This window comes from Cobetia sp. QF-1 (genome assembly GCF_002213105.1).
Classification (GTDB): domain Bacteria; phylum Pseudomonadota; class Gammaproteobacteria; order Pseudomonadales; family Halomonadaceae; genus Cobetia; species Cobetia crustatorum.
On the sequence record NZ_NBVS01000001.1, the window covers coordinates 1 to 17,256 of the forward strand.

A 17,256-nucleotide genomic window follows, 5' to 3' on the forward strand; every position below is an offset into this window, starting at 1 on the left:
CACGTCATGGCAACTTTTCATCCACTCAGCGAATGCAGTTTGCAGCTGCTCAGCATTCACCAGGGCCATCACCCTGGCCAAGGTATCGTGACTCGGCACGCCAGCCTCAAAATCGCCGTACTGGCGAAGAAAGTCCAACTTCGCGTGGCCAAAATCTTCGATTTCATCCCAACCTTCTGCACCACAGATCACCGCACAGACGATCAGAAACAAGATATCCGACAGCTGATGCTGCACTTTCCACGCCTGGCGGAAGTCGGGAACAATCGATAAATGGTGCATAAGAGACGGTGTCAGCATCGGATCATCCATGAGCGAAAGCTGATAAATGACCACATGAGGTCCTTTTGGTAAAGCGCTACGAGGCCCGTCGTAGAGCGGTTTTTCATGCATTTTCCCTGGTGACAGATCCGTTCGCTTGGGGAGATACTAGCGAATCAGCCCCATTAATATTCGCATTGCTGCGTCTTTACCAAGGACTATGAGGATCACAGAAGTAGATGGCGACGCTGGTATTTTGCGTTATAGCGGCATGTCTGGCCACCTCCCGCCCTTGGTCATAGGTCAGAGTCTTTCGTGCTGCCAATGGCATCCTGTTCAGTGTAGCACTAAAACCCTCTACGGCTGAGGTCGCAGTCACATCATGCATCTTTGCCAGTATCAAGTATCCGCTACTGAGCCCTACAAGAGTGCCACCGCTGAGGCATTGCCTTTGCCCTTGATTAAATCGCCTTCCCAATGCCCAGGCATCTCGCACTTGTCCACCTCAGGCGAACGAAGGTGAATATAGTGTAGGGGAGTGACTCAGACATCGAGCAATGGCTCGAAGGCTTAAGCCTTGAGAAAGGCAAAACTGGATAGTGGCACGATTAGTAACGCTGAGTACTGAGTATGACATGAGTGCAATACCTTGCAAGAAAACTCATGTGTTGCACTCAGAAACTGCGGCAAATTTATGTAAACTTATTTATTATAGTCGAAATATTTTAAATAATTGTCTGCAGCCGCACTTTAACTCTCTTGTACAACATCCGTGCGGAAATATTGGCATAATAAACCAAACGTTATTCATCAAACCTATACATAGATAGGATCTAAATTACTGAATATTGCATCTTCGTTTTTGTTTTTAGAAGCTAGATATGCAAAAACTTTACAATGCCCAAAGTTTTCGTCCAACCTTTCAGTGTATCTTTTAAATTTTTCAGTTTCGCTGATATGCTTAAAATATTCTTTTTTAAGATCACCTAACACGAAATCCTCACTAAGAGGTCTACCCATAGAATTATTCGCCCAAGCACTTATTAGCAATTTTCCAGAAAAATTAATACCGTAAGATCCTTGCATAAGATCACAAGGATTGCTATCTGATACATCTAGTAAGTGCCGTAAAGCACACTGCAATCTAACCTTAGTCCCCTCCTCTCTACTTAAAGCCTTATAGTTTTGTATACCTAATATTAGCTTATCTTTGCTTATATAGCTATTCATTAAATTACCCTGGCCACGCCCTACCGGGAAGAGCCGCATTATTAACACTTCATCGATATTGTGCTTACATAATTCCGAATAAATAGCTTGCGCATTATCTTTACTAAAGTTCTGTGAATGGAGAGGGAGCTGTGCTTTTGTACGAATGCCTAGTGTGGCAAATTCAGAGGCCAGTTTTAAATTTGAAAAATTATAGCCTGCCGGCCTAAAACCCTGAGTTCCTAAAGGTGCTTGATCATAAGTAAACTCGTACTCACCTATTATACTTGCTACTTCTTCAATACCATAACGCTTGATAAAAACCCCCGTACTAGTTATTGATATCGATTCTTTCCCGAAAATCTCCGAGGCTTTTTTTATTATTAGAAAATTTTCATAGCATGCTAAAGGATCGCCGCCGGCAAAATCAATTTTTACTTCATACCCTTTAAGATGTTGTAGTATTGATACTTTCTCTTCGTAGGTAGGCTCTTTACCTAACAATTGCCTATCTAGTAATGCAAGATCATATTTAGTTGGATTTATATCAGGGTATTTAGATTGAAAAATTTCAATCAGTTGCTTATCAACCGAATGAACACTACGTAGAGAGTGCTCTTTTGCAATAATCTCACCATTCATTGATTTCACATGGACGGCATCAGTACAGCAAAATTCACAATCCCATGGACAAATTAAACTTATATTCCAAATAATATCTAAAATATTGTCATGCATGATACTGATTAACCTTAACAATTAATTCGTTGTAATTATCTCTCAAATGATTCAAAACATCTTTATTCCTTTGCTTTGTCTCTAAGTGTTCCTCTAGTTCATTTAATGTCTTCCAGCAGTAACTTCTATCACCAACCTCAAAATTATCGTCGAGATATGTACTTTCCTTCATCATTAAATGAAAAATCTCAAAATAATATTCTTTCACAACTTTTTGCGGAGGATCAAATTTCTCAGAGCTAAAATTGAAATCTTGCATAAGCTCAACTTTTATATTATCTGAGTTAACTAATAACTTATCAGAGATAGCTTTAACTAACCCTTCTTTTTTATCACTAGCATAAGGTATTAAGCTATGTTGCTTAACGTACGGCAAAAAATAACAGTTCCAAGAACGCTTGTACTCCACTAAAAGTTTCATCCCATCCTCATCTTCTTTTTTAACAATAAATATTGCAGTCCTGTCCGGTCTATTGATAATAGACCCATTAATACTGAATAGTAATTCTTCAAGCGGATTACCAGCTATTACTGATCTTAACAGTGCCACTACGGTCCAAAAAATTGATAAAAATAATGATAAATGTAAAATTGTTTGCATACCTACTGGAGTACTAATGCTATACCCTGTTAATGGTACTTCAATTACATCGACAAAACTTGTAGTTAATTCTGCAATAGCTAAAGTTAACGCTATAGTCAAAGGCAAGTGCCAATTTTTCTTCTTTTGCACTTCTTCATTGTACCTATTAATATGAATAATCAGGTCCGATCTATTAATAGTAATTTTATGCCATTTTAATTCATCAATATCACCATTACAATCACAAACAACCCCCATTATTTTCTTATACGCTTTAAAAGATATTTTCTTCATATACAGACCTCACTTTACAATAGTAACCTACCCAATAAGATTTTAGCTAATTGTTGGTTCCGTCTGATTGATTATATCTTGAGTAAAATAACTCAGTCTATTAGACCTACCACTACAAGCCAATGGCAAAAGTACTCAAGACATTGGAACAATCCTTAACCCATAGAGATTGGCAGAGGATCATTATTATCTATTCTATTGTCATCAATCCCATCCCCTCCCTCTTACTACAATTAATACAAGAGACAGTTATTCAAAATCACACGCAATAGAAACTATTATTTACTGAACATGAGAACTTGCTTTCAATGACAAAACGAGGTAATTAAAAGCGTTATAAATTCTTATAATTACGAGCATTCCTTACTTGGAATTCGTAAATATAGAAAACATGTAGCGCAACGTGGTTAATTAATATTAACATTTATGGCTTAGTGCCTTTTCTCACTCTCCGATAGGATACTTCTCCTTATTCTTCTCCATCTTCGCCTGGCATGCCGCTTCAATATCCACGTCCAGCTTGCCCGCCAGCCGGATCAGGTAGAGCTGAACATCGGCAATTTCATCGCGAACGGCGTTCAGTTGCTGCTCATCCAGCCCCTTGGACTGCGCCTCGGTCAGCCACTGGAAACACTCCTGCAGCTCTGCTGCCTCCACCGTCAGTGCCATGGCCAGATTCTTGGGGGAATGGAACTGGTCCCAGTCACGTTCGGCGGAGAACTCTTCCATCGCATCGTGAAGCTGCTTGAACGGGTCTGACATCTCGAACTCACCTGATATTGAGGTATTGGATAGCGACTAGCATGACGGTTCTGCCACTCGCTATCCAGCTAGCGTCGCCATAGGTAGACGGCCAACCGCCTCCCGCTCGCTTACAGCACCGAGAGGAATTCGCCGACGACCTTCAGGTCTTCGAGCTCATCCTCGAGCACGATATCCTTGTAACCGAAAGCGTTGGTCTGGGGCTTCAGCACGATGCGCTGGTTCACGAACTCGCCATACTCCTCGACCTTCTTGCTCTGGTACAGCTTCACCGTGAAGCTGCCGCCGTGGTCCGGGTCCTCGATGGCGCGATGCTGAACCACGACGACCTTGCCTTGCCGGGTGCCGCCGGGGTTAGAACGGAACAGGCACCAGGCGCCGTTGGGGATGCGCCGGTTCATCGACTCCCCCACTACCCGGCTGACGAACAGGTCTGGACTTACTCGCATGAAGTCTGGCAACTCGACCCAGTGCTCGGCGTCGGCGATCTGCATCTCGCTGAACCCGCCCGCTGCGATACTCAAATCGTATACGGGCACATGGCGCTCGAACGGCGCGGCCTGATTACGCGTCACGATGGGAAGGTGCAAGCCATCTAGCGTCTCGGCCTCTTCAGCCAGATCAGTATGCTCGGTGGCTGCCTGTGAGCGAGCGAAGGCCGCGAAGTACTCACGGGTCTCAGGGTCCGTGGCATAGACGTAACAGCCCTTCTGGCCCCGCGTCATCAGCGTACGATAGGTGTTCTTGATGATCTGATCCGCCACGGCACGGGCATGCTCTGGTTGTTCCTTGAACATCTTCTTGTACCCATGCACCGAGGTATCCTGCCCCGCCCGTTTGGCGGCGTCTGTCACCACGCGGCCATCCCGAATCATGAAGTCGTCTCCGATGATGACACCGACGTAATCAAACTCGAGGCCTTGGCAGGTATGGATGCAACCTACCTGCTCTGCTGATCCATCGGCGATCGCCCACAGCATGCCATCGCCATCGAGGTTCCACTGGGCAGCGAAGCCATACTCGGGGAAGACGATGTCCATGGCGTGCTTGTCTTTCTTGCTCGCCCAGGGCCAGCAATATCCCGCTACCATCCGTGCCTTGTTGGCTTTGCGGTTCTTCTCGAGAATCGCCTTGCGCAATTCGCTCGGATCATCGAATACCTTGAACTCGTAATCGATATCGTCGAGATCGGTGTTGGCGGTCGTCCGTATCTGCAGGGAATGATCCAACCAGGCGAGATAGCCATCTGAACCATTGCAACGAAACTGTGAGGAGAGCTCGAGCTCATGCACCTCGGCGTCGCACTCAGCCGCACGCCGTCGAATTTCCTCAACCGTGCCCACGTCCTTCAGCGTGACACGCTGAGCCTCATCAACGAAGAAGACTGACAGGCGTGATGCTGTGATGATCTCGCGTGGCTGGTTGTCGCCTTTTTTGAACATCCCCGTCTTTTCGTTCAGGCGGTGAGCTTCATCCACGATCAGTGCATGAAAGGTATCCGGCTCGATATCGATGTAGCTACCAGACCCTTTGAACAGGTTGTCGATATGGGTCTTCTTGCGCGTGCCGGTCAGTTTCTTCTTGAAGACTTCCCTCGGAGCCAGGTTACGCGAGACGTACTGCGTCATCATCTCCCGGTTCGTCAGCTCAACGAGTAAGTTGATGGCCACAACTGACTTGCCCGTCCCCGGCCCGCCCTTCACGATCAGGCACTGCTTCTTGCCATTGCTTGCCTTGTGAGCGAGATCCACGGCGGTTTCATAGACAAGCTTCTGCTCATCGATCATTAAGAATTCAGCATTGCCTTGCATCATCGAGCTGAGCGCATCCGCTAGATTCTTGCTCGGCTTGATCACACCGTGCTCGATGCGATACATGATGTCGCTACTGTCGCCGTACTTGATGTGCTGGCTCAGAAACCTGGAGAGCTTCAAGGCATCCGGTGAGATGAAGACAGGAGCGCGGCCAGTATGGTTCGCATAGAAGGGATCATTGATGGCATTGCCTTGCTTCATGTTGTGCAGATAGGCACAAGGCACCAGCCGGATCGACTCAGAGCGGACAGTCTCGTTGTAGTCCTCGATCAGCGCACCATAGGACCAGGCTTGATAGGAGGGATGGTTGGTCTCCCGTACACCGCCCCCTAACTGAGTGCGAACGATGGCATCTTTGGTCGTGACCTCAGCGGTCTGCCACTGCTTCAATTCAATGATGACTGCAGAGTCCTCACGCTGGTCATTCTTGCCGGTCAGAATGAAATCCACTCGGCGATTGGTCAGCGGAATGTTGTATTCGATGGCCACCCCTGCCGAAGCGGGTATCCCCTCGTCGAGGAGAACGCTCATCATGAAGCGCAAGGAGTTCTCCCAGGAGGCCACCTCATTACGCGGCGAATTGCGGCTTAGTTTGCGTGACACCTCATTCTCAATGGCGTCAGCGATGACATTGGCCCGGACGTCATCAATGAACTGCTGTTTGGTAGCGTTGTAAACCAGCATGCCCGCTGGGGCTCCTCTCTGTGGTGTGCATCGATTCTCATGCCATCACACGGCTACCGCACGGCGCTTACCTCTGGGGCGAGCTCCGTCTCATGGTCTTCCACCATGGCGTCCTGCCTTGGCGAGAAATGCATATTTGAATATAGGAAATTTCAAGAAACCTAATAATAGCCGAGTCGAGACATGCGAGAGAAGCAATCGTTAGTTCAGTGCGACACTCTGCGTCGCATTAACGAGACACCAGACTCGATAATCAGCGCACCTCGCTGCACCCTCCCCTCTATCGCGCCCTGCTTCACGCCGGAATTTTCCGCGCCATTCGCCAACGCTTACGTGCCTTGTCTCATTGAACTGATACCGAGCTTCACGAAATTCATACGCTTACGTATGACATTGCCGACAATTCCAAAAATCCACTTTTCCCAGACCCATGGGAAATTTCCGCCCAGGCCCGGAAAATTCCGTTTTTTCTGGCCCACCCTATCGATAACTTACTGATTTATATAGAAAGTGGTGATAATCGAGGGGGGGGTCTGTTTCACGCTCACATTCAGGGATATAAAAAACTAATGTTGCACTGCAGCATCAACAGGCGTAAGACTGTCATGAGGTTCCTTTACGTGGAGAGCACAATGACTCAACAACCTGCCTGGTCTGAGTTGGTCCCGACGACACCTGCTGCGATGTTCGATGTCTGGAAGCTGGGAACGACGTCGGTGGAGATGTGGTCGACGGCGATGTCGACCATCATGTCGCGCACGCAGTTGTGGGGGACGCAGTCGCCGCTGGATCCGAAGATGATCGCCGAGAACCAGAAGATGGTGTCGGAGAAGATCGCCGCCAGCTGGGAGATGTGGTTCGTGATGCAGAAGTCGTGGATGAACGCGATGTCAGGTGGCAAGGTCGTGCCGTGGTGGACGACCGGCACACAGTTCATCAAGCCGCTCCATAAACGTACGGCAGCCAACTCGCGTCGCCTGTCCTGAAGTCAGGGCAATACCCGCACATCAGCCATGGCCTACCCTGCACTCTAGCCCTCCAGGCGCAACTTATTAGTCACGCTTCGCCAGACAGCCCTCCCTCTACCTCCAGGCAGGCCTATCAGATACGTTCAGCGACATGTTGATCATGCTCGGCGTATCTGACAGGCAGATACCTAGTGGTGCCGCATACCTGTCATCACCGGCGATCTAAAGGCGACTGGCCAGTCTCAGGACAATGGTGATATGGCGGCAAAGTGCTCGACCACGCCCTTGTCCTGTGTGTCCCTGCAAAGTTTGCATGGCGTGAATTAGAGATCTTTTCCTCGCTTGGCACCCGATATATCCAAGGCATGAAAAAGCCCGCTACGAAAGCGGGCTTTGGCGAGGGTCATATATCCAGAGTCTTGCGGCAATTCCCTGGATCAGAGGGCGGAGCAGATCCTGATCAACGCCATTACCGCAACGCTGTCATCTCTATTAGGCATCCGGTAGACCCAGCGCTTCCTGCACCGCAGGCCAGGCAGGTTCGCCGTCACGCGTGGTCACGCCGTCAAGCCAGCCCTTGACCTTGGCCGGGTTGGCTTTCATCCATTCACCCGCGACGTCTTCCTGCGCTTTCTCTTCCTTGCCATAGCCGTAGATTAGCGCGCTCTGATCATCAGAGCTGAACGCCAACTGATCAAGGAAGCGCGTGGCATTGGGGTGCGCTTCAGACCACACCTTGTTGGCGAGCGTCTTGACGTCACTGGCGCCACCACCCGGCCCCCAGACATCCTTCGGATCATCGAGGAAGACCATGTCATATTCGATATTCATCCAGTGCGGTGTCCAGCCGACGAAGAGAATCCACTCCTTGTGCTTGGTCGCATTGGCAACCGACGCCAGCATGCCCGGCGTAGAGGATTCCTTGAGGTCCCAATCGCCCAGTCCGTAAGCGTCTTCATCAACGATCTTGTTGACGATCTCACTGGAGCCCGAGCCAATCTCGATGGAGTAGATCGTCTTGTCGAATTTATCGGCAAATTCCGGCTTGTCCAAGTCTTCGTTGGAGGTCACGCCAGCAGCAGCGACATAGCCCGGCACAGCAAAGCTGAGTCGCGCGCCTTCGACGTTATTCCCCAGATCCACCAATGTCTTCTTGTCCATCGCGGCCTTGTACATACTGCTCTGCCCCGGCAGCCAAGCTGCCAGGAAGGCATCCACTTCACCCAACGACATGCCTTCGTAGGTGATCTGTGCGCCTAGTTGACGCGTGCGAGCAGAATAGCCGAGTGCCTCCAGCACTTCTGAAGCAATTTCCGTTTTCATGGTCACGCCAGGCCAAGGCGGAGCCGAGAAGACGACACTGGCATCCTCCGCCGCACTGACGGGCGCGGCAAGCGTTGCCAGTAAAAGACCGCTTCCCGTCATTAGCGTACGTAGCGGCAGCGCATTCGGGCGGCGGGATGTGTGTAGTGGGATCGACATGATGAGTATGTCCTCAATTGTTTTTATAAAAGCCGTGCGACAGAAGCGATCTCATGCAAGTGGCGGTGAGAACGAATGTAAGAACGAACAAGTCATTCCACCTTATGTGGTTTCTTTGCGGTGGCACAACCCACCTCTCCCCCTTGCCAGCGAGATTTGCCAACGCGACACCTGTCATTCTCATCCGCCACAAACGCAGACACCCCCGCTATCCGGTCAGAGATAACGGGGGTGTCGGTCATGTCTTTCAGCGACTACCTGGACGCGCAACACATCAGAAGCTGGCCACTTCCTCAGGACGCAGGAAGCGACATTCACCCGGTTCCAGATCAGGGTCCAGCTCCAGATCCCCAATCGCTTCACGGTGCAGCGCTTCGACGTGATTGCCGATCGCCGCGAACATGCGCTTGACCTGGTGATAACGGCCTTCGGTGATCCACAACAGACCGACGGTGGCCGTTTCCATCTCGAGACGCGCGGGACGGGTCGGCTTTTCCTCACCATCCAGCATCAGGCCGTGCTCAAAATCGGCCACAGCGCTGGTCAGCTCATCACCTTCCAGCGGGCGCGCCAAGGTTACACGATAGCGTTTGGCACACGCCTTCTTGGGCGAGGTGACACGGTGATTCCACTGGCCATCATCTGTCATCAACACCAAACCGGTGGTGTCGACATCCAAGCGCCCGACGATGCTCAGACGATCAACGTTGGGTAGATCGATCAGATCATGTGCTCGCTCGTAGAGGCCCGGCTTGGTGGTGCATTCAACATTAGCCGGCTTGTAAAGCATCAGATAGCGCAGCCCCATCAACTCGAGGTGTTCGCCGTTCCATTCGACACGCATACCGTCCTTGATAGCGCTCGCGGTGTTCTTGACCACCCCACCATCCACAGTGACATCGCCGCGGTGCACGACTTTCTTGGCGTCGCTGCGGCTGAGATCCGTGGTTTCGGTAAGGAATTTGTCCAGGCGCATCAGGCCTCCAAAATGAAATGATCGGCGTCCATCCACGCCGGAAACTTGGTACGAAACTCGTCGAGCGCCGCGCGTTCAAGCGTCACGGTCTCGATGAAAGGCTGGTCTGGCACAGGGTCGAGGATGGGCTCGCCCTTGAAATCGCAGACCATGGAATCGCCGGTATAATGCAGCCCATTAGCGTCGTCACCCACTCGGTTGACGCCCACCACGTAGGCCAGATTCTCGATGGCGCGCGCCTGAAGCAGGGTGCGCCATGGGTGCCGTCGCACGCCGGGCCAGTTGGCCACGCACAGCAGCAAGTCATATTCGAAGGCACTATCGGTCGCCGCTTCTGCCTCACTGACACCGCCAATCACTGGCCGTTGACGCAGCCAGGTCGGGAAACGCAGGTCATAGCAGACCGAGAGCTGAATGCGGAAACCTCCAAGCTCAACGATCACACGCTCATGCCCCATGCCATAGCGTTCGTGTTCACCCGCCATGCGGAATAGATGACGCTTGTCGTAGTGCGTCACCTGTCCATCTGGCGTCGCCCATAGCATGCGGTTATAGCATTCCTCACCGTCGAGAATGGCAACACTGCCGGTCATCACGCAGCCACGAGTGACGGCTTGCTGCTTGAGCCAGGCAACGCTACTGCTGGTCGCCATGGGCTCGGCCATCTGGCGTGAGTTCATGGTGAAGCCGGTCGCAAACATCTCTGGCAGCACGATCAGGTCGGTCACGGCGTTGTGACCTTCGGGCCCGGCGACAGCACTTGCAACAAGACCCGCAGCATCCAACTGCTCGCTCAACAGGCGGCAGTTTTCTGCAGGGTCTTCCCAGCGAAGATCAGCCTGCACCAAGCTTACACGTAGACGCTGTGTAGCCGGTGTGGCTGACGTTTGCAGCTGCTCTGCATGTGGTTGTGTCGTCATTATCATGCTGCCCCCTGATCACGTACGGTGCCTGCGGGTCATCATGCAAGTCATTATACCCCCCGCAGCACTGGCCTTGAATGCGCTCATTCTACCGTCTGTGGCCGCCAGATGTGAGTGGCAATACACCATCGACTGCCTATCACTCCCCAGGGGCTGATCGAGACGCTTGATGGTCGTCGCTTCAGTATCTCTGGAGGAGCTCATCGGAGGCTGACAGGCGCCGTCGCGCGGGTGTGAGCATCAGAAGCTAATGATATATTGGACATGAGCTCTGCTGAGCCTCGACGGACAACAAACACCGCGCCATTTCAGGAGATTCACATGCCACAGCTTCGCTTCCACGGCGTCACGCCTGCACGTCTTGCCCCTGTCTCGCGCGTACTGATTGATCAATTGAGCGAGACGACCACGACGGCACGCGACGAGTTCACCCTGGAATGCGTGGCTACCCAATATGTCTTCGATGGCGAAACAGTCGATGCCTTCCCCTTTGTTGAGGTGTTGTGGTTCGAGCGTGGGCAGGCTACCCGTGATGCCTGCGCGACAGCGATTGATCAGGCCATGCGCAAAGCTGGCTACCCCGAGGCAGAAACCTTCTTCATCGCGCTCAGCCCCTCTAACTATTATATCGCCAGCCAGTCGCTGGGCCGCGATACATCAGGCGAGGTGTAATGAACAAGCCATCGCCAACACTCGCCACAGCGCCACAGCAGGCTCGTAGTGAGGAGCTCAAGGGCGTCGGCTTTGGCCTGACCGCCTATGTGATGTGGGGATGCTTCCCCCTCTACTTCGCGCTGTTTTCCGGCATTCCCGCCTGGGAGGTGCTGCTGCACCGTATCGTCTGGAGCTGCCTATTTCTGGTGGTACTGATCAGCCTACTGCGGCGTTGGGCACCCATCCGTGCCGCGCTAGCCAAGCCGCGCCAATTGTGGCCTGGCTTGGTATGTTCGCTATTGATCGCCGCCAACTGGGGCATCTATATCTACGCGGTGGAGCAACATGAGGTGCTACAGGCAAGTCTCGGCTATTTCCTCACACCACTGGTCAACGTGGCGCTCGGCATGCTGTTCCTGAAGGAGCGTCTGACGCGTCTGCAAGCGATAGCACTGGGGTTGGCTGCGCTGGGGTTGAGCCTGCAGCTCATCGGACTGACAGAACTGCCTTGGATCACGCTGTCACTGGCGCTGTCCTTCGGCACCTATGGTCTGCTTAGAAAGCGCGTTGCGCTAGATGGTCTCTCGGGGCTGTTCGTCGAGACGTTGATGCTTGCCCCCCTCGCTCTTCTGCTGATCGGCGGCCTGTGGCGCGCGGGGGAATCACACTTTCTGGCCACCGACATCGGGCCGCTCGAGCTGCCCGCCAGTGTGCTGATGATATCCAGTGGCGTACTCACGGCGCTGCCCTTGCTCGCCTTCGCGGGCGCTGCACGTCGCCTGCGCCTCGCCACCGTCGGCTTTCTGATGTACATCAATCCGTCGATGCAATTCGTCATCGCACTGCTGGTTTTCCAGGAGGCTCTGAGCGCATCCATGCTGATCACCTTTGTGCTGATCTGGTCCGGGCTGGCACTGTATTCCGCCTCAACCTTGCTGGAGCACCGCGCCAGTGGTCGACGGCGGCGGGCCGAGCGAGACGAAATAGCTCAGCAGGAGCGCTCCGATGTCCGGCCATGAGTTGTCAGGAAGTCGAGACCGGCGCGCTACGCTCGCCCTGCTGGTCGCGATGTGGCTCTGGGGGTCTTCCTTTGTTGCGCTCAAGATTGCCTTCGTGGATCTCGACCCGCTCTTCGTGATTTTTGCCCGCATGGCCATTGCGCTGGCTTGTTTCGTACCCTTGTGGCGCTGGATTCGTCCTCGAAAACGCCTGACCGGGCGCGATATACGCTGGCTGATCATTCTGGTGTTGTTTGAACCCTGCCTGTATTTCGTCTTCGAGGCGCTAGCGCTGGAACGTACCTCCGCAAGCCAAGCCGGCATGATCTCTGCTCTGCTGCCGTTGATGGTCGCCGTAGGCGCCTGGGCCTTTCTACGTGAGCGTATCTCGCGGCGCACATCGCTAGGCTTCGTACTCGCCGTGATAGGGGCGTTGTGGCTATCACTGTCGGGCGAGAGCAATCATCATGCCCCCGCGCCACTGATGGGTAATCTGCTGGAACTGGCGGCCATGATGGCCGCGACCGCCTATACATTGCTGGTCAAGCATCTCACTTCGCGGGTCTCAGCGTGGTTCATCACGGCTTGGCAAGCGCTCGCGGGGACATTGTTCTTCGGCACCGGCCTGATACTCTTTCCCAGCCACTGGCCAGCGTCACTGAGCGCGCTGCCTGGCGGCCTGCTCGGCAACGAAAGCCTATGGGCAGTGCTCTATCTGGGTATCGCCGTCAGCCTCGGCGCCTACGGACTCTTCAACTGGGCAATCAGCCGAGTACCGGCCAATCAGGCCTCGGCCTTCGTCAACCTGCTACCGCTGTTCGCCGCCGTACAGGCCTTCATGGTGCTAGGCGAAACGTTTACGCCAATACAGATGGTCGCCGCCAGCCTGGTACTCGCTGGAGTATGGATTTCGCAAGATTCACGCACTGATCAGGTCTCGGATGAAGACGCCGTCATCGCCGCACCGAGTACCTCAGCGGTCAGCCTGTCCCGCGAAGGAGGACGCTGAAATGAAAGACGCTGTACCCGAGACAGCACCCGACACCCTTGGTGCACGCCTGCTGCGCTTTCTGCCACGGTTGATCGCGTTCGCCTGGCGAATACTTGGCCAGTTCATCGCAAATCGCGGTGTGCTCCTGGCCGGCGGTGTCGGCTACAACATCCTGCTGTCCAGCGTGCCACTGTTTGCCGTGATTTGTGTGCTGCTGACCCATCTGGTCGATGAGTCGCGCTTGATGAGCATCATTGCCATTCAAGTGCAGCACCTCGGCCCGGGACAGGAAGATACCTTGCTCGATGCGGTACGTAAGCTGCTCGACAACCGCGAGGTGATCGGCTGGGTGGGCATGGGTGGGCTGTTATTCTTCGCCGGACTGGCTTTCCGCATGCTGGAAGATGCCATCGCACTGATATTCCATCAGCACCCGGTGATTCGTAAGCGCAGTGCCTGGATCTCCGCGCTACTGCCCTACGCCTTCGTGATGGTGCTAGGCGCTGGCCTGTTGGCACTGACACTATTGGTGGCGCTGGCATCGGCCATGAATGATGCGCTGACGCTACTCACCGGCATTGAAGTGACATTAGGCGATGCCGGTAGCGAGGTGATCTATGTGATTAGTATTGTCGGCATGTTTGGCCTGTTCAGCGCCATCTACAAGATTCTGCCCCAGACTCGTGTCTCGACGCGTCGCGCACTGGTCGGTGGTCTGGTAGCAGCAACCTTGTGGGAACTGACACGACTAGCGCTGAGCTGGTACTTCACCCACCTCTCCTTTGTCGGCGCTGTTTACGGCTCCCTCGCCACACTGATCGTGCTGCTGCTTGGGCTGGAAATCGGCGCCATCATCCTGTTGTTGGGGGCACAGGTCATCGCCGAGCTGGAGCAGTGCTCACGCGAGAATATCCGCTGGTACCGCACACCGAACCGCACACCGCTGACGCGCCTGCAGTCACGCCGCAACGCGATGCAGCATACCGGCGAGATTGCCGAGGATGAGATAGAGCAAGGCGAGAGCTCAAGGGACGTATCGAGCACCATCCCGCCTGACAAGAATGATCAGCACAGTTCATGACTCACTCACGCAAAAAGCCGCCCCCAAGGGGCGGCTTTTTGGCGCTGAGCATATCTATCTGCATCAACCAACCATGAACCAGCAGTTACTTCGTGAGCGTCGCTGTCAGGCTGATTTCAGCAGTGAATAGCTTGGAGATCGGGCAACCGGCCTTGGCCTTTTCAGCTACCGACTGGAAGTCTGACTCGCTGATCCCCGGCACGCTGGCTTTCGTTTCCAGCGCGATATGCGTGACGCTGAATCCACTGTCATCCTTATCCAGATGTACGGTGGCAGTCGTGTCGATTGAGGTTGGCTCTACCCCAGCCTCGCCCAACATCATCGATAGCGCCATCGAGAAACAGCTGGCATGTGCTGCGCCGATCAGCTCTTCGGGATTGGTGCCAGCCCCCTCTTCAAAGCGTGTATTGAAGCCATATGGCTGGGCTTGCAACGCTTTGCTCTGCGTGCTGACGGTACCCTTGCCTTGCTTGACGCTACCTTCCCAATGCGCGGAACCGGTTTTCTTGATCGTCATGCATGTCTCCTTACCTTGAATAAAGTCCGAAGGGCGATTGCCCTGTACCAAGGACATTGTCCCGAAGGAGAGTGACTTCAAGGCCACTGCCGAAATGAGTGAGTCACGAAGCATCAAAAGATGGCTGACAGCTGACCAAGAGTTGAAATCGCGTCATCTGCCCCGATAACACTTATATAGCAACGCAGAATTGCGTTATCCGAAGACTTACCCTCCGCCCCACCAGCGGGGCTGCCTCAAGCATATATCCGGGCAGCCTGATCCGTCAGGAGCTCCAGACATGCCTCACAAGATTTCTCCTCTTGCAGCAGTACACTCGCCGACTCACAAGCCTGCACAACGCCTGCTCAGTTCCACATTGTTGGTCTTGGGATGCCTGGCATTGCCGCTATCATCGGCCAATGCTGCAGACAGCATGGACACCAGCGCTGGTATCAGCGGTACCGCCGCTAGCCAGCATTCTTCTCAAGGCTTGCCCACTGGCAGCAATTCCAATCGCACGGCTGACAAGAAAAGCGACAACGGTGCGCGTTATCAGCAGGACTCTCAGCCCATCGCCAGCCAGCAGGCCAAAGACAAGGCCAAGCGTCAGGTGCAGAAGAGCTTATCTGGCGGCAAGGTCGGTAGCGAAGGCGGACGCCACGCCACGACGGGGCAAGCCAAGCCCACCGAAAACTGGTTCGGGTGCTCTCCTTCAGGCAGCAAGCAGTCCAGCCACTGCAATGGCAAGTAAGTCTCTGTCAGGCCAGTCATAGCCATTTCGAGGACAGAGAACACCCTCACGTGCCCCGCAGCCTGTCGCTGTGGGGCACGTGTCGTTCATGCGGTGCTTATTGACTGTGCCAGTAAAACAGTACTGCGTTGCCGCAACATGCAGAAACCATGAATAAATCAAGAAAATATCATTATATTTCAGTCAAATAGCGTGACTGGTTGTCGAAACGACAACACTCTCCTTCCATGTTTCCGGCTTGTGACACCCAAGGTCGGCAGGCAGGATAACGATATGCAGATGATCTGTTGATCATTCACTCAAAGCACCGCCACTGCGTCAGACTTTACCTCTTTCAGCACGCTAGTGGTGAGTGGCCATATGACAGCGGAGCTCGCTCCGCGGGAGAAGCACCGATGACAGACACGACTTCATTATTCAGCCCTCTTTCCTTCGCAGGACATGAGCTGGGCAACCGGGCAGTTCTTGCTCCCATGACACGCACCAGCGCACAAGATAACGGCCAGGTGCATCACGACATGGTGGATTACTACCGTGACTTCGCACGCGGCCAGTTTTCACTGTTGATCACTGAAGGCCTGTATACCGATGAGGCGTTCAGTCAGGGCTATGCCAATCAGCCAGGGCTGGCCAATCAGACACAACAGGTGAGCTGGCGCTGCGTAGTCGATGCCGTCCATCAACAGGAGGGACGTATCATTGCTCAGCTGATGCACGCTGGTGCCCAGACTCAGCACAACCGCTTCAAGGATGAGGTCGTCGCCCCCTCCGAGTGCCGTGCCAGTGGAGAGATGCTGAGTTTCTACGGCGGCTCGGGCCTTTTCCCGCTGGCGCGGGAGATCAGTGAGCAAGAGATTCACGAGGCGATTGCCGGCTTTGCCACCAGTGCACGACTGGCCAAGGAGGCAGGCTTTGATGGTATCGAGCTTCACGGTGCCAATGGTTACCTGATTCACCAATTCATCAGCTATCGCTTCAACCAGCGCGACGATGCATGGGGGGGGGATGCTCTCGCACGCCTTGCCTTCCCGCTGGCCGTCATCCGCAGCGTACGTGAAGCCGTCGGTGAGGACTTCCCAATCGGCATGCGTCTGTCACAAGGCACCGTGACCGAACCTGGACTTCAGTGGCAAGGCGGCCCGGATGCTGCCCGCCAACGCTTGGCATACCTGATGGAGAGCGGGCTGGACTTCCTGCACCTGACCAGCGGCGATGTACAGGCCCCGGCCTTCCCTGAGGCTGAAGATGAGGCAGACCGCCAACTCAGCCTGACCGCCTTGGCGGCACAGGTGCGAGAGGCACAACACGCCAATGTCACGCTGATCGCCAATGGGGGCACTGACAGCCAAGAGAAAGCTGATGCCGTACTGGCACAGGCAGACCTGGTCGCGGTTGGTCGCTCAGCACTGGCGAATCATGACTGGCCCAAGCGACTCAAGCGTGGCACCCCCCTCACGTCGTTCGACTTCGCCATGCTGTCACCGCTGGCGACGCTGGCGAATGAAGAAGATTGGCGTATTGCCAATGACAAGCCCGCCAATTGCGAGGGTCGCTGCTGAGCCTCGTTCACGCCCACAGCACTCAACGT

At 53.6% G+C, this 17,256-nt stretch carries 17 protein-coding genes and 1 pseudogene; 7 read left to right on the forward strand and 11 right to left on the reverse strand.

Features of this window, described 5'->3' with window-relative positions; all coding sequences use genetic code 11:
- The 7 genes and pseudogenes from CFN46_RS00005 to CFN46_RS00030 form a co-directional block, all read right to left on the reverse strand.
- Window positions 1-300 (reverse strand): ISAs1 family transposase (locus tag CFN46_RS00005; RefSeq protein ID WP_254918389.1); only part of this gene is annotated, 300 nt, incomplete at its 3' end.
- Between the two features lie 132 nt (window positions 301-432).
- A pseudogene (locus CFN46_RS00010) lies at window positions 433-786 on the reverse strand (IS30 family transposase); the annotation flags it as partial.
- Window positions 767-898, reverse strand: coding sequence for a helix-turn-helix domain-containing protein (locus tag CFN46_RS17825; protein WP_369597138.1), 132 nt, complete (start codon window positions 896-898; stop codon window positions 767-769). The gene CFN46_RS17825 and the pseudogene CFN46_RS00010, both read right to left, overlap by 20 nt.
- 179 nt (window positions 899-1,077) lie before the next feature.
- Window positions 1,078-2,208, reverse strand: coding sequence for a hypothetical protein (locus CFN46_RS00015; protein WP_141103606.1), 1,131 nt, complete (start codon window positions 2,206-2,208; stop codon window positions 1,078-1,080).
- Window positions 2,201-3,085, reverse strand: a complete 885-nt coding sequence (locus CFN46_RS00020; RefSeq protein ID WP_088742377.1) for a hypothetical protein — start codon at window positions 3,083-3,085, stop codon at window positions 2,201-2,203. The genes CFN46_RS00015 and CFN46_RS00020 overlap by 8 nt, the downstream gene beginning before the upstream one ends.
- A 444-nt stretch (window positions 3,086-3,529) precedes the next feature.
- On the reverse strand, window positions 3,530-3,847 hold the full coding sequence (locus tag CFN46_RS00025; protein WP_088742378.1) for a nucleotide pyrophosphohydrolase: 318 nt from the start codon (window positions 3,845-3,847) through the stop codon (window positions 3,530-3,532).
- Between the two features lie 110 nt (window positions 3,848-3,957).
- The gene (locus tag CFN46_RS00030; RefSeq protein WP_088742379.1) at window positions 3,958-6,345 is read right to left on the reverse strand and encodes a DNA/RNA helicase domain-containing protein; all 2,388 of its coding nucleotides are present in this window, start codon (window positions 6,343-6,345) and stop codon (window positions 3,958-3,960) included.
- Window positions 6,346-6,977: 632 nt separating this feature from the next.
- Here CFN46_RS00030 and CFN46_RS00035 point away from each other — a divergent pair.
- Window positions 6,978-7,331 (forward strand): hypothetical protein, encoded by a 354-nt coding sequence (locus CFN46_RS00035; protein ID WP_246116585.1) that lies wholly within the window; start codon window positions 6,978-6,980, stop codon window positions 7,329-7,331.
- Between the two features lie 474 nt (window positions 7,332-7,805).
- Here the strand turns inward: CFN46_RS00035 and CFN46_RS00040 are convergent, their stop codons facing one another.
- The 3 genes from CFN46_RS00040 to CFN46_RS00050 form a co-directional block, all read right to left on the reverse strand.
- Complete coding sequence (locus tag CFN46_RS00040) at window positions 7,806-8,795, reverse strand: ABC transporter substrate-binding protein (RefSeq protein WP_246116584.1); 990 nt, start codon at window positions 8,793-8,795, stop codon at window positions 7,806-7,808.
- A gap of 274 nt (window positions 8,796-9,069) precedes the next feature.
- Window positions 9,070-9,771, reverse strand: coding sequence for a pseudouridine synthase (locus CFN46_RS00045; RefSeq protein WP_088742380.1), 702 nt, complete (start codon window positions 9,769-9,771; stop codon window positions 9,070-9,072).
- Window positions 9,771-10,691, reverse strand: a complete 921-nt coding sequence (locus tag CFN46_RS00050) for a nitrilase family protein (protein ID WP_024953218.1) — start codon at window positions 10,689-10,691, stop codon at window positions 9,771-9,773. Before CFN46_RS00050 ends, CFN46_RS00045 begins: the two co-directional genes overlap by 1 nt.
- Window positions 10,692-11,015: 324 nt before the next feature.
- On the opposite strand from CFN46_RS00050, the gene CFN46_RS00055 reads away from it, so the two are divergent.
- The 4 genes from CFN46_RS00055 to CFN46_RS00070 are packed head-to-tail and all read left to right on the forward strand — an operon-like array spanning window position 11,016 to window position 14,418.
- Window positions 11,016-11,366, forward strand: coding sequence for a DUF1904 family protein (locus CFN46_RS00055; RefSeq protein WP_176426381.1), 351 nt, complete (start codon window positions 11,016-11,018; stop codon window positions 11,364-11,366).
- Complete coding sequence (gene rarD, locus CFN46_RS00060) at window positions 11,366-12,367, forward strand: EamA family transporter RarD (protein ID WP_088742382.1); 1,002 nt, start codon at window positions 11,366-11,368, stop codon at window positions 12,365-12,367. Before CFN46_RS00055 ends, rarD begins: the two co-directional genes overlap by 1 nt.
- A complete protein-coding gene (locus tag CFN46_RS00065; protein ID WP_088742383.1) occupies window positions 12,354-13,355 on the forward strand; it encodes a DMT family transporter in 1,002 nt (333 codons plus the stop codon). The genes rarD and CFN46_RS00065 overlap by 14 nt, the downstream gene beginning before the upstream one ends.
- A gap of 1 nt (window position 13,356) precedes the next feature.
- Window positions 13,357-14,418 carry a YihY/virulence factor BrkB family protein gene (locus tag CFN46_RS00070; protein ID WP_088742384.1) on the forward strand — a complete coding sequence of 354 codons (1,062 nt, stop codon included), beginning with the start codon at window positions 13,357-13,359 and terminating at the stop codon, window positions 14,416-14,418.
- 85 nt (window positions 14,419-14,503) lie between these two features.
- Here CFN46_RS00070 and CFN46_RS00075 read toward each other — a convergent pair whose 3' ends face one another.
- Window positions 14,504-14,935: an OsmC family protein gene (locus tag CFN46_RS00075; RefSeq protein WP_024953221.1), complete on the reverse strand. Its 432-nt coding sequence runs from the start codon at window positions 14,933-14,935 to the stop codon at window positions 14,504-14,506.
- A 280-nt stretch (window positions 14,936-15,215) separates the two neighbouring features.
- On the opposite strand from CFN46_RS00075, the gene CFN46_RS00080 reads away from it, so the two are divergent.
- Complete coding sequence (locus tag CFN46_RS00080; protein ID WP_088742385.1) at window positions 15,216-15,668, forward strand: hypothetical protein; 453 nt, start codon at window positions 15,216-15,218, stop codon at window positions 15,666-15,668.
- A 395-nt stretch (window positions 15,669-16,063) separates the two neighbouring features.
- On the forward strand, window positions 16,064-17,227 hold the full coding sequence (locus CFN46_RS00085; RefSeq protein ID WP_088742386.1) for an NADH:flavin oxidoreductase: 1,164 nt from the start codon (window positions 16,064-16,066) through the stop codon (window positions 17,225-17,227).
- Window positions 17,228-17,256 lie beyond the last annotated feature (29 nt).

Excerpts from the sequence above, each read along its gene's own strand:
- CFN46_RS17825 (WP_369597138.1), bottom strand. The coding sequence starts at position 898 with ATGTCATACTCAGTACTCAGCGTTACTAATCGTGCCACTATCCAGTTT.
- CFN46_RS00015 (WP_141103606.1), bottom strand. The coding sequence starts at position 2,208 with ATGCATGACAATATTTTAGATATTATTTGGAATATAAGTTTAATTTGT.
- CFN46_RS00020 (WP_088742377.1), bottom strand. The coding sequence starts at position 3,085 with ATGAAGAAAATATCTTTTAAAGCGTATAAGAAAATAATGGGGGTTGTT.
- CFN46_RS00025 (WP_088742378.1), bottom strand. The coding sequence starts at position 3,847 with ATGTCAGACCCGTTCAAGCAGCTTCACGATGCGATGGAAGAGTTCTCC.
- CFN46_RS00030 (WP_088742379.1), bottom strand. The coding sequence starts at position 6,345 with ATGCTGGTTTACAACGCTACCAAACAGCAGTTCATTGATGACGTCCGG.
- CFN46_RS00035 (WP_246116585.1), top strand. The coding sequence starts at position 6,978 with ATGACTCAACAACCTGCCTGGTCTGAGTTGGTCCCGACGACACCTGCT.
- CFN46_RS00040 (WP_246116584.1), bottom strand. The coding sequence starts at position 8,795 with ATGTCGATCCCACTACACACATCCCGCCGCCCGAATGCGCTGCCGCTA.
- CFN46_RS00045 (WP_088742380.1), bottom strand. The coding sequence starts at position 9,771 with ATGCGCCTGGACAAATTCCTTACCGAAACCACGGATCTCAGCCGCAGC.
- CFN46_RS00050 (WP_024953218.1), bottom strand. The coding sequence starts at position 10,691 with ATGACGACACAACCACATGCAGAGCAGCTGCAAACGTCAGCCACACCG.
- CFN46_RS00055 (WP_176426381.1), top strand. The coding sequence starts at position 11,016 with ATGCCACAGCTTCGCTTCCACGGCGTCACGCCTGCACGTCTTGCCCCT.
- rarD (WP_088742382.1), top strand. The coding sequence starts at position 11,366 with ATGAACAAGCCATCGCCAACACTCGCCACAGCGCCACAGCAGGCTCGT.
- CFN46_RS00065 (WP_088742383.1), top strand. The coding sequence starts at position 12,354 with ATGTCCGGCCATGAGTTGTCAGGAAGTCGAGACCGGCGCGCTACGCTC.
- CFN46_RS00070 (WP_088742384.1), top strand. The coding sequence starts at position 13,357 with ATGAAAGACGCTGTACCCGAGACAGCACCCGACACCCTTGGTGCACGC.
- CFN46_RS00075 (WP_024953221.1), bottom strand. The coding sequence starts at position 14,935 with ATGACGATCAAGAAAACCGGTTCCGCGCATTGGGAAGGTAGCGTCAAG.
- CFN46_RS00080 (WP_088742385.1), top strand. The coding sequence starts at position 15,216 with ATGCCTCACAAGATTTCTCCTCTTGCAGCAGTACACTCGCCGACTCAC.
- CFN46_RS00085 (WP_088742386.1), top strand. The coding sequence starts at position 16,064 with ATGACAGACACGACTTCATTATTCAGCCCTCTTTCCTTCGCAGGACAT.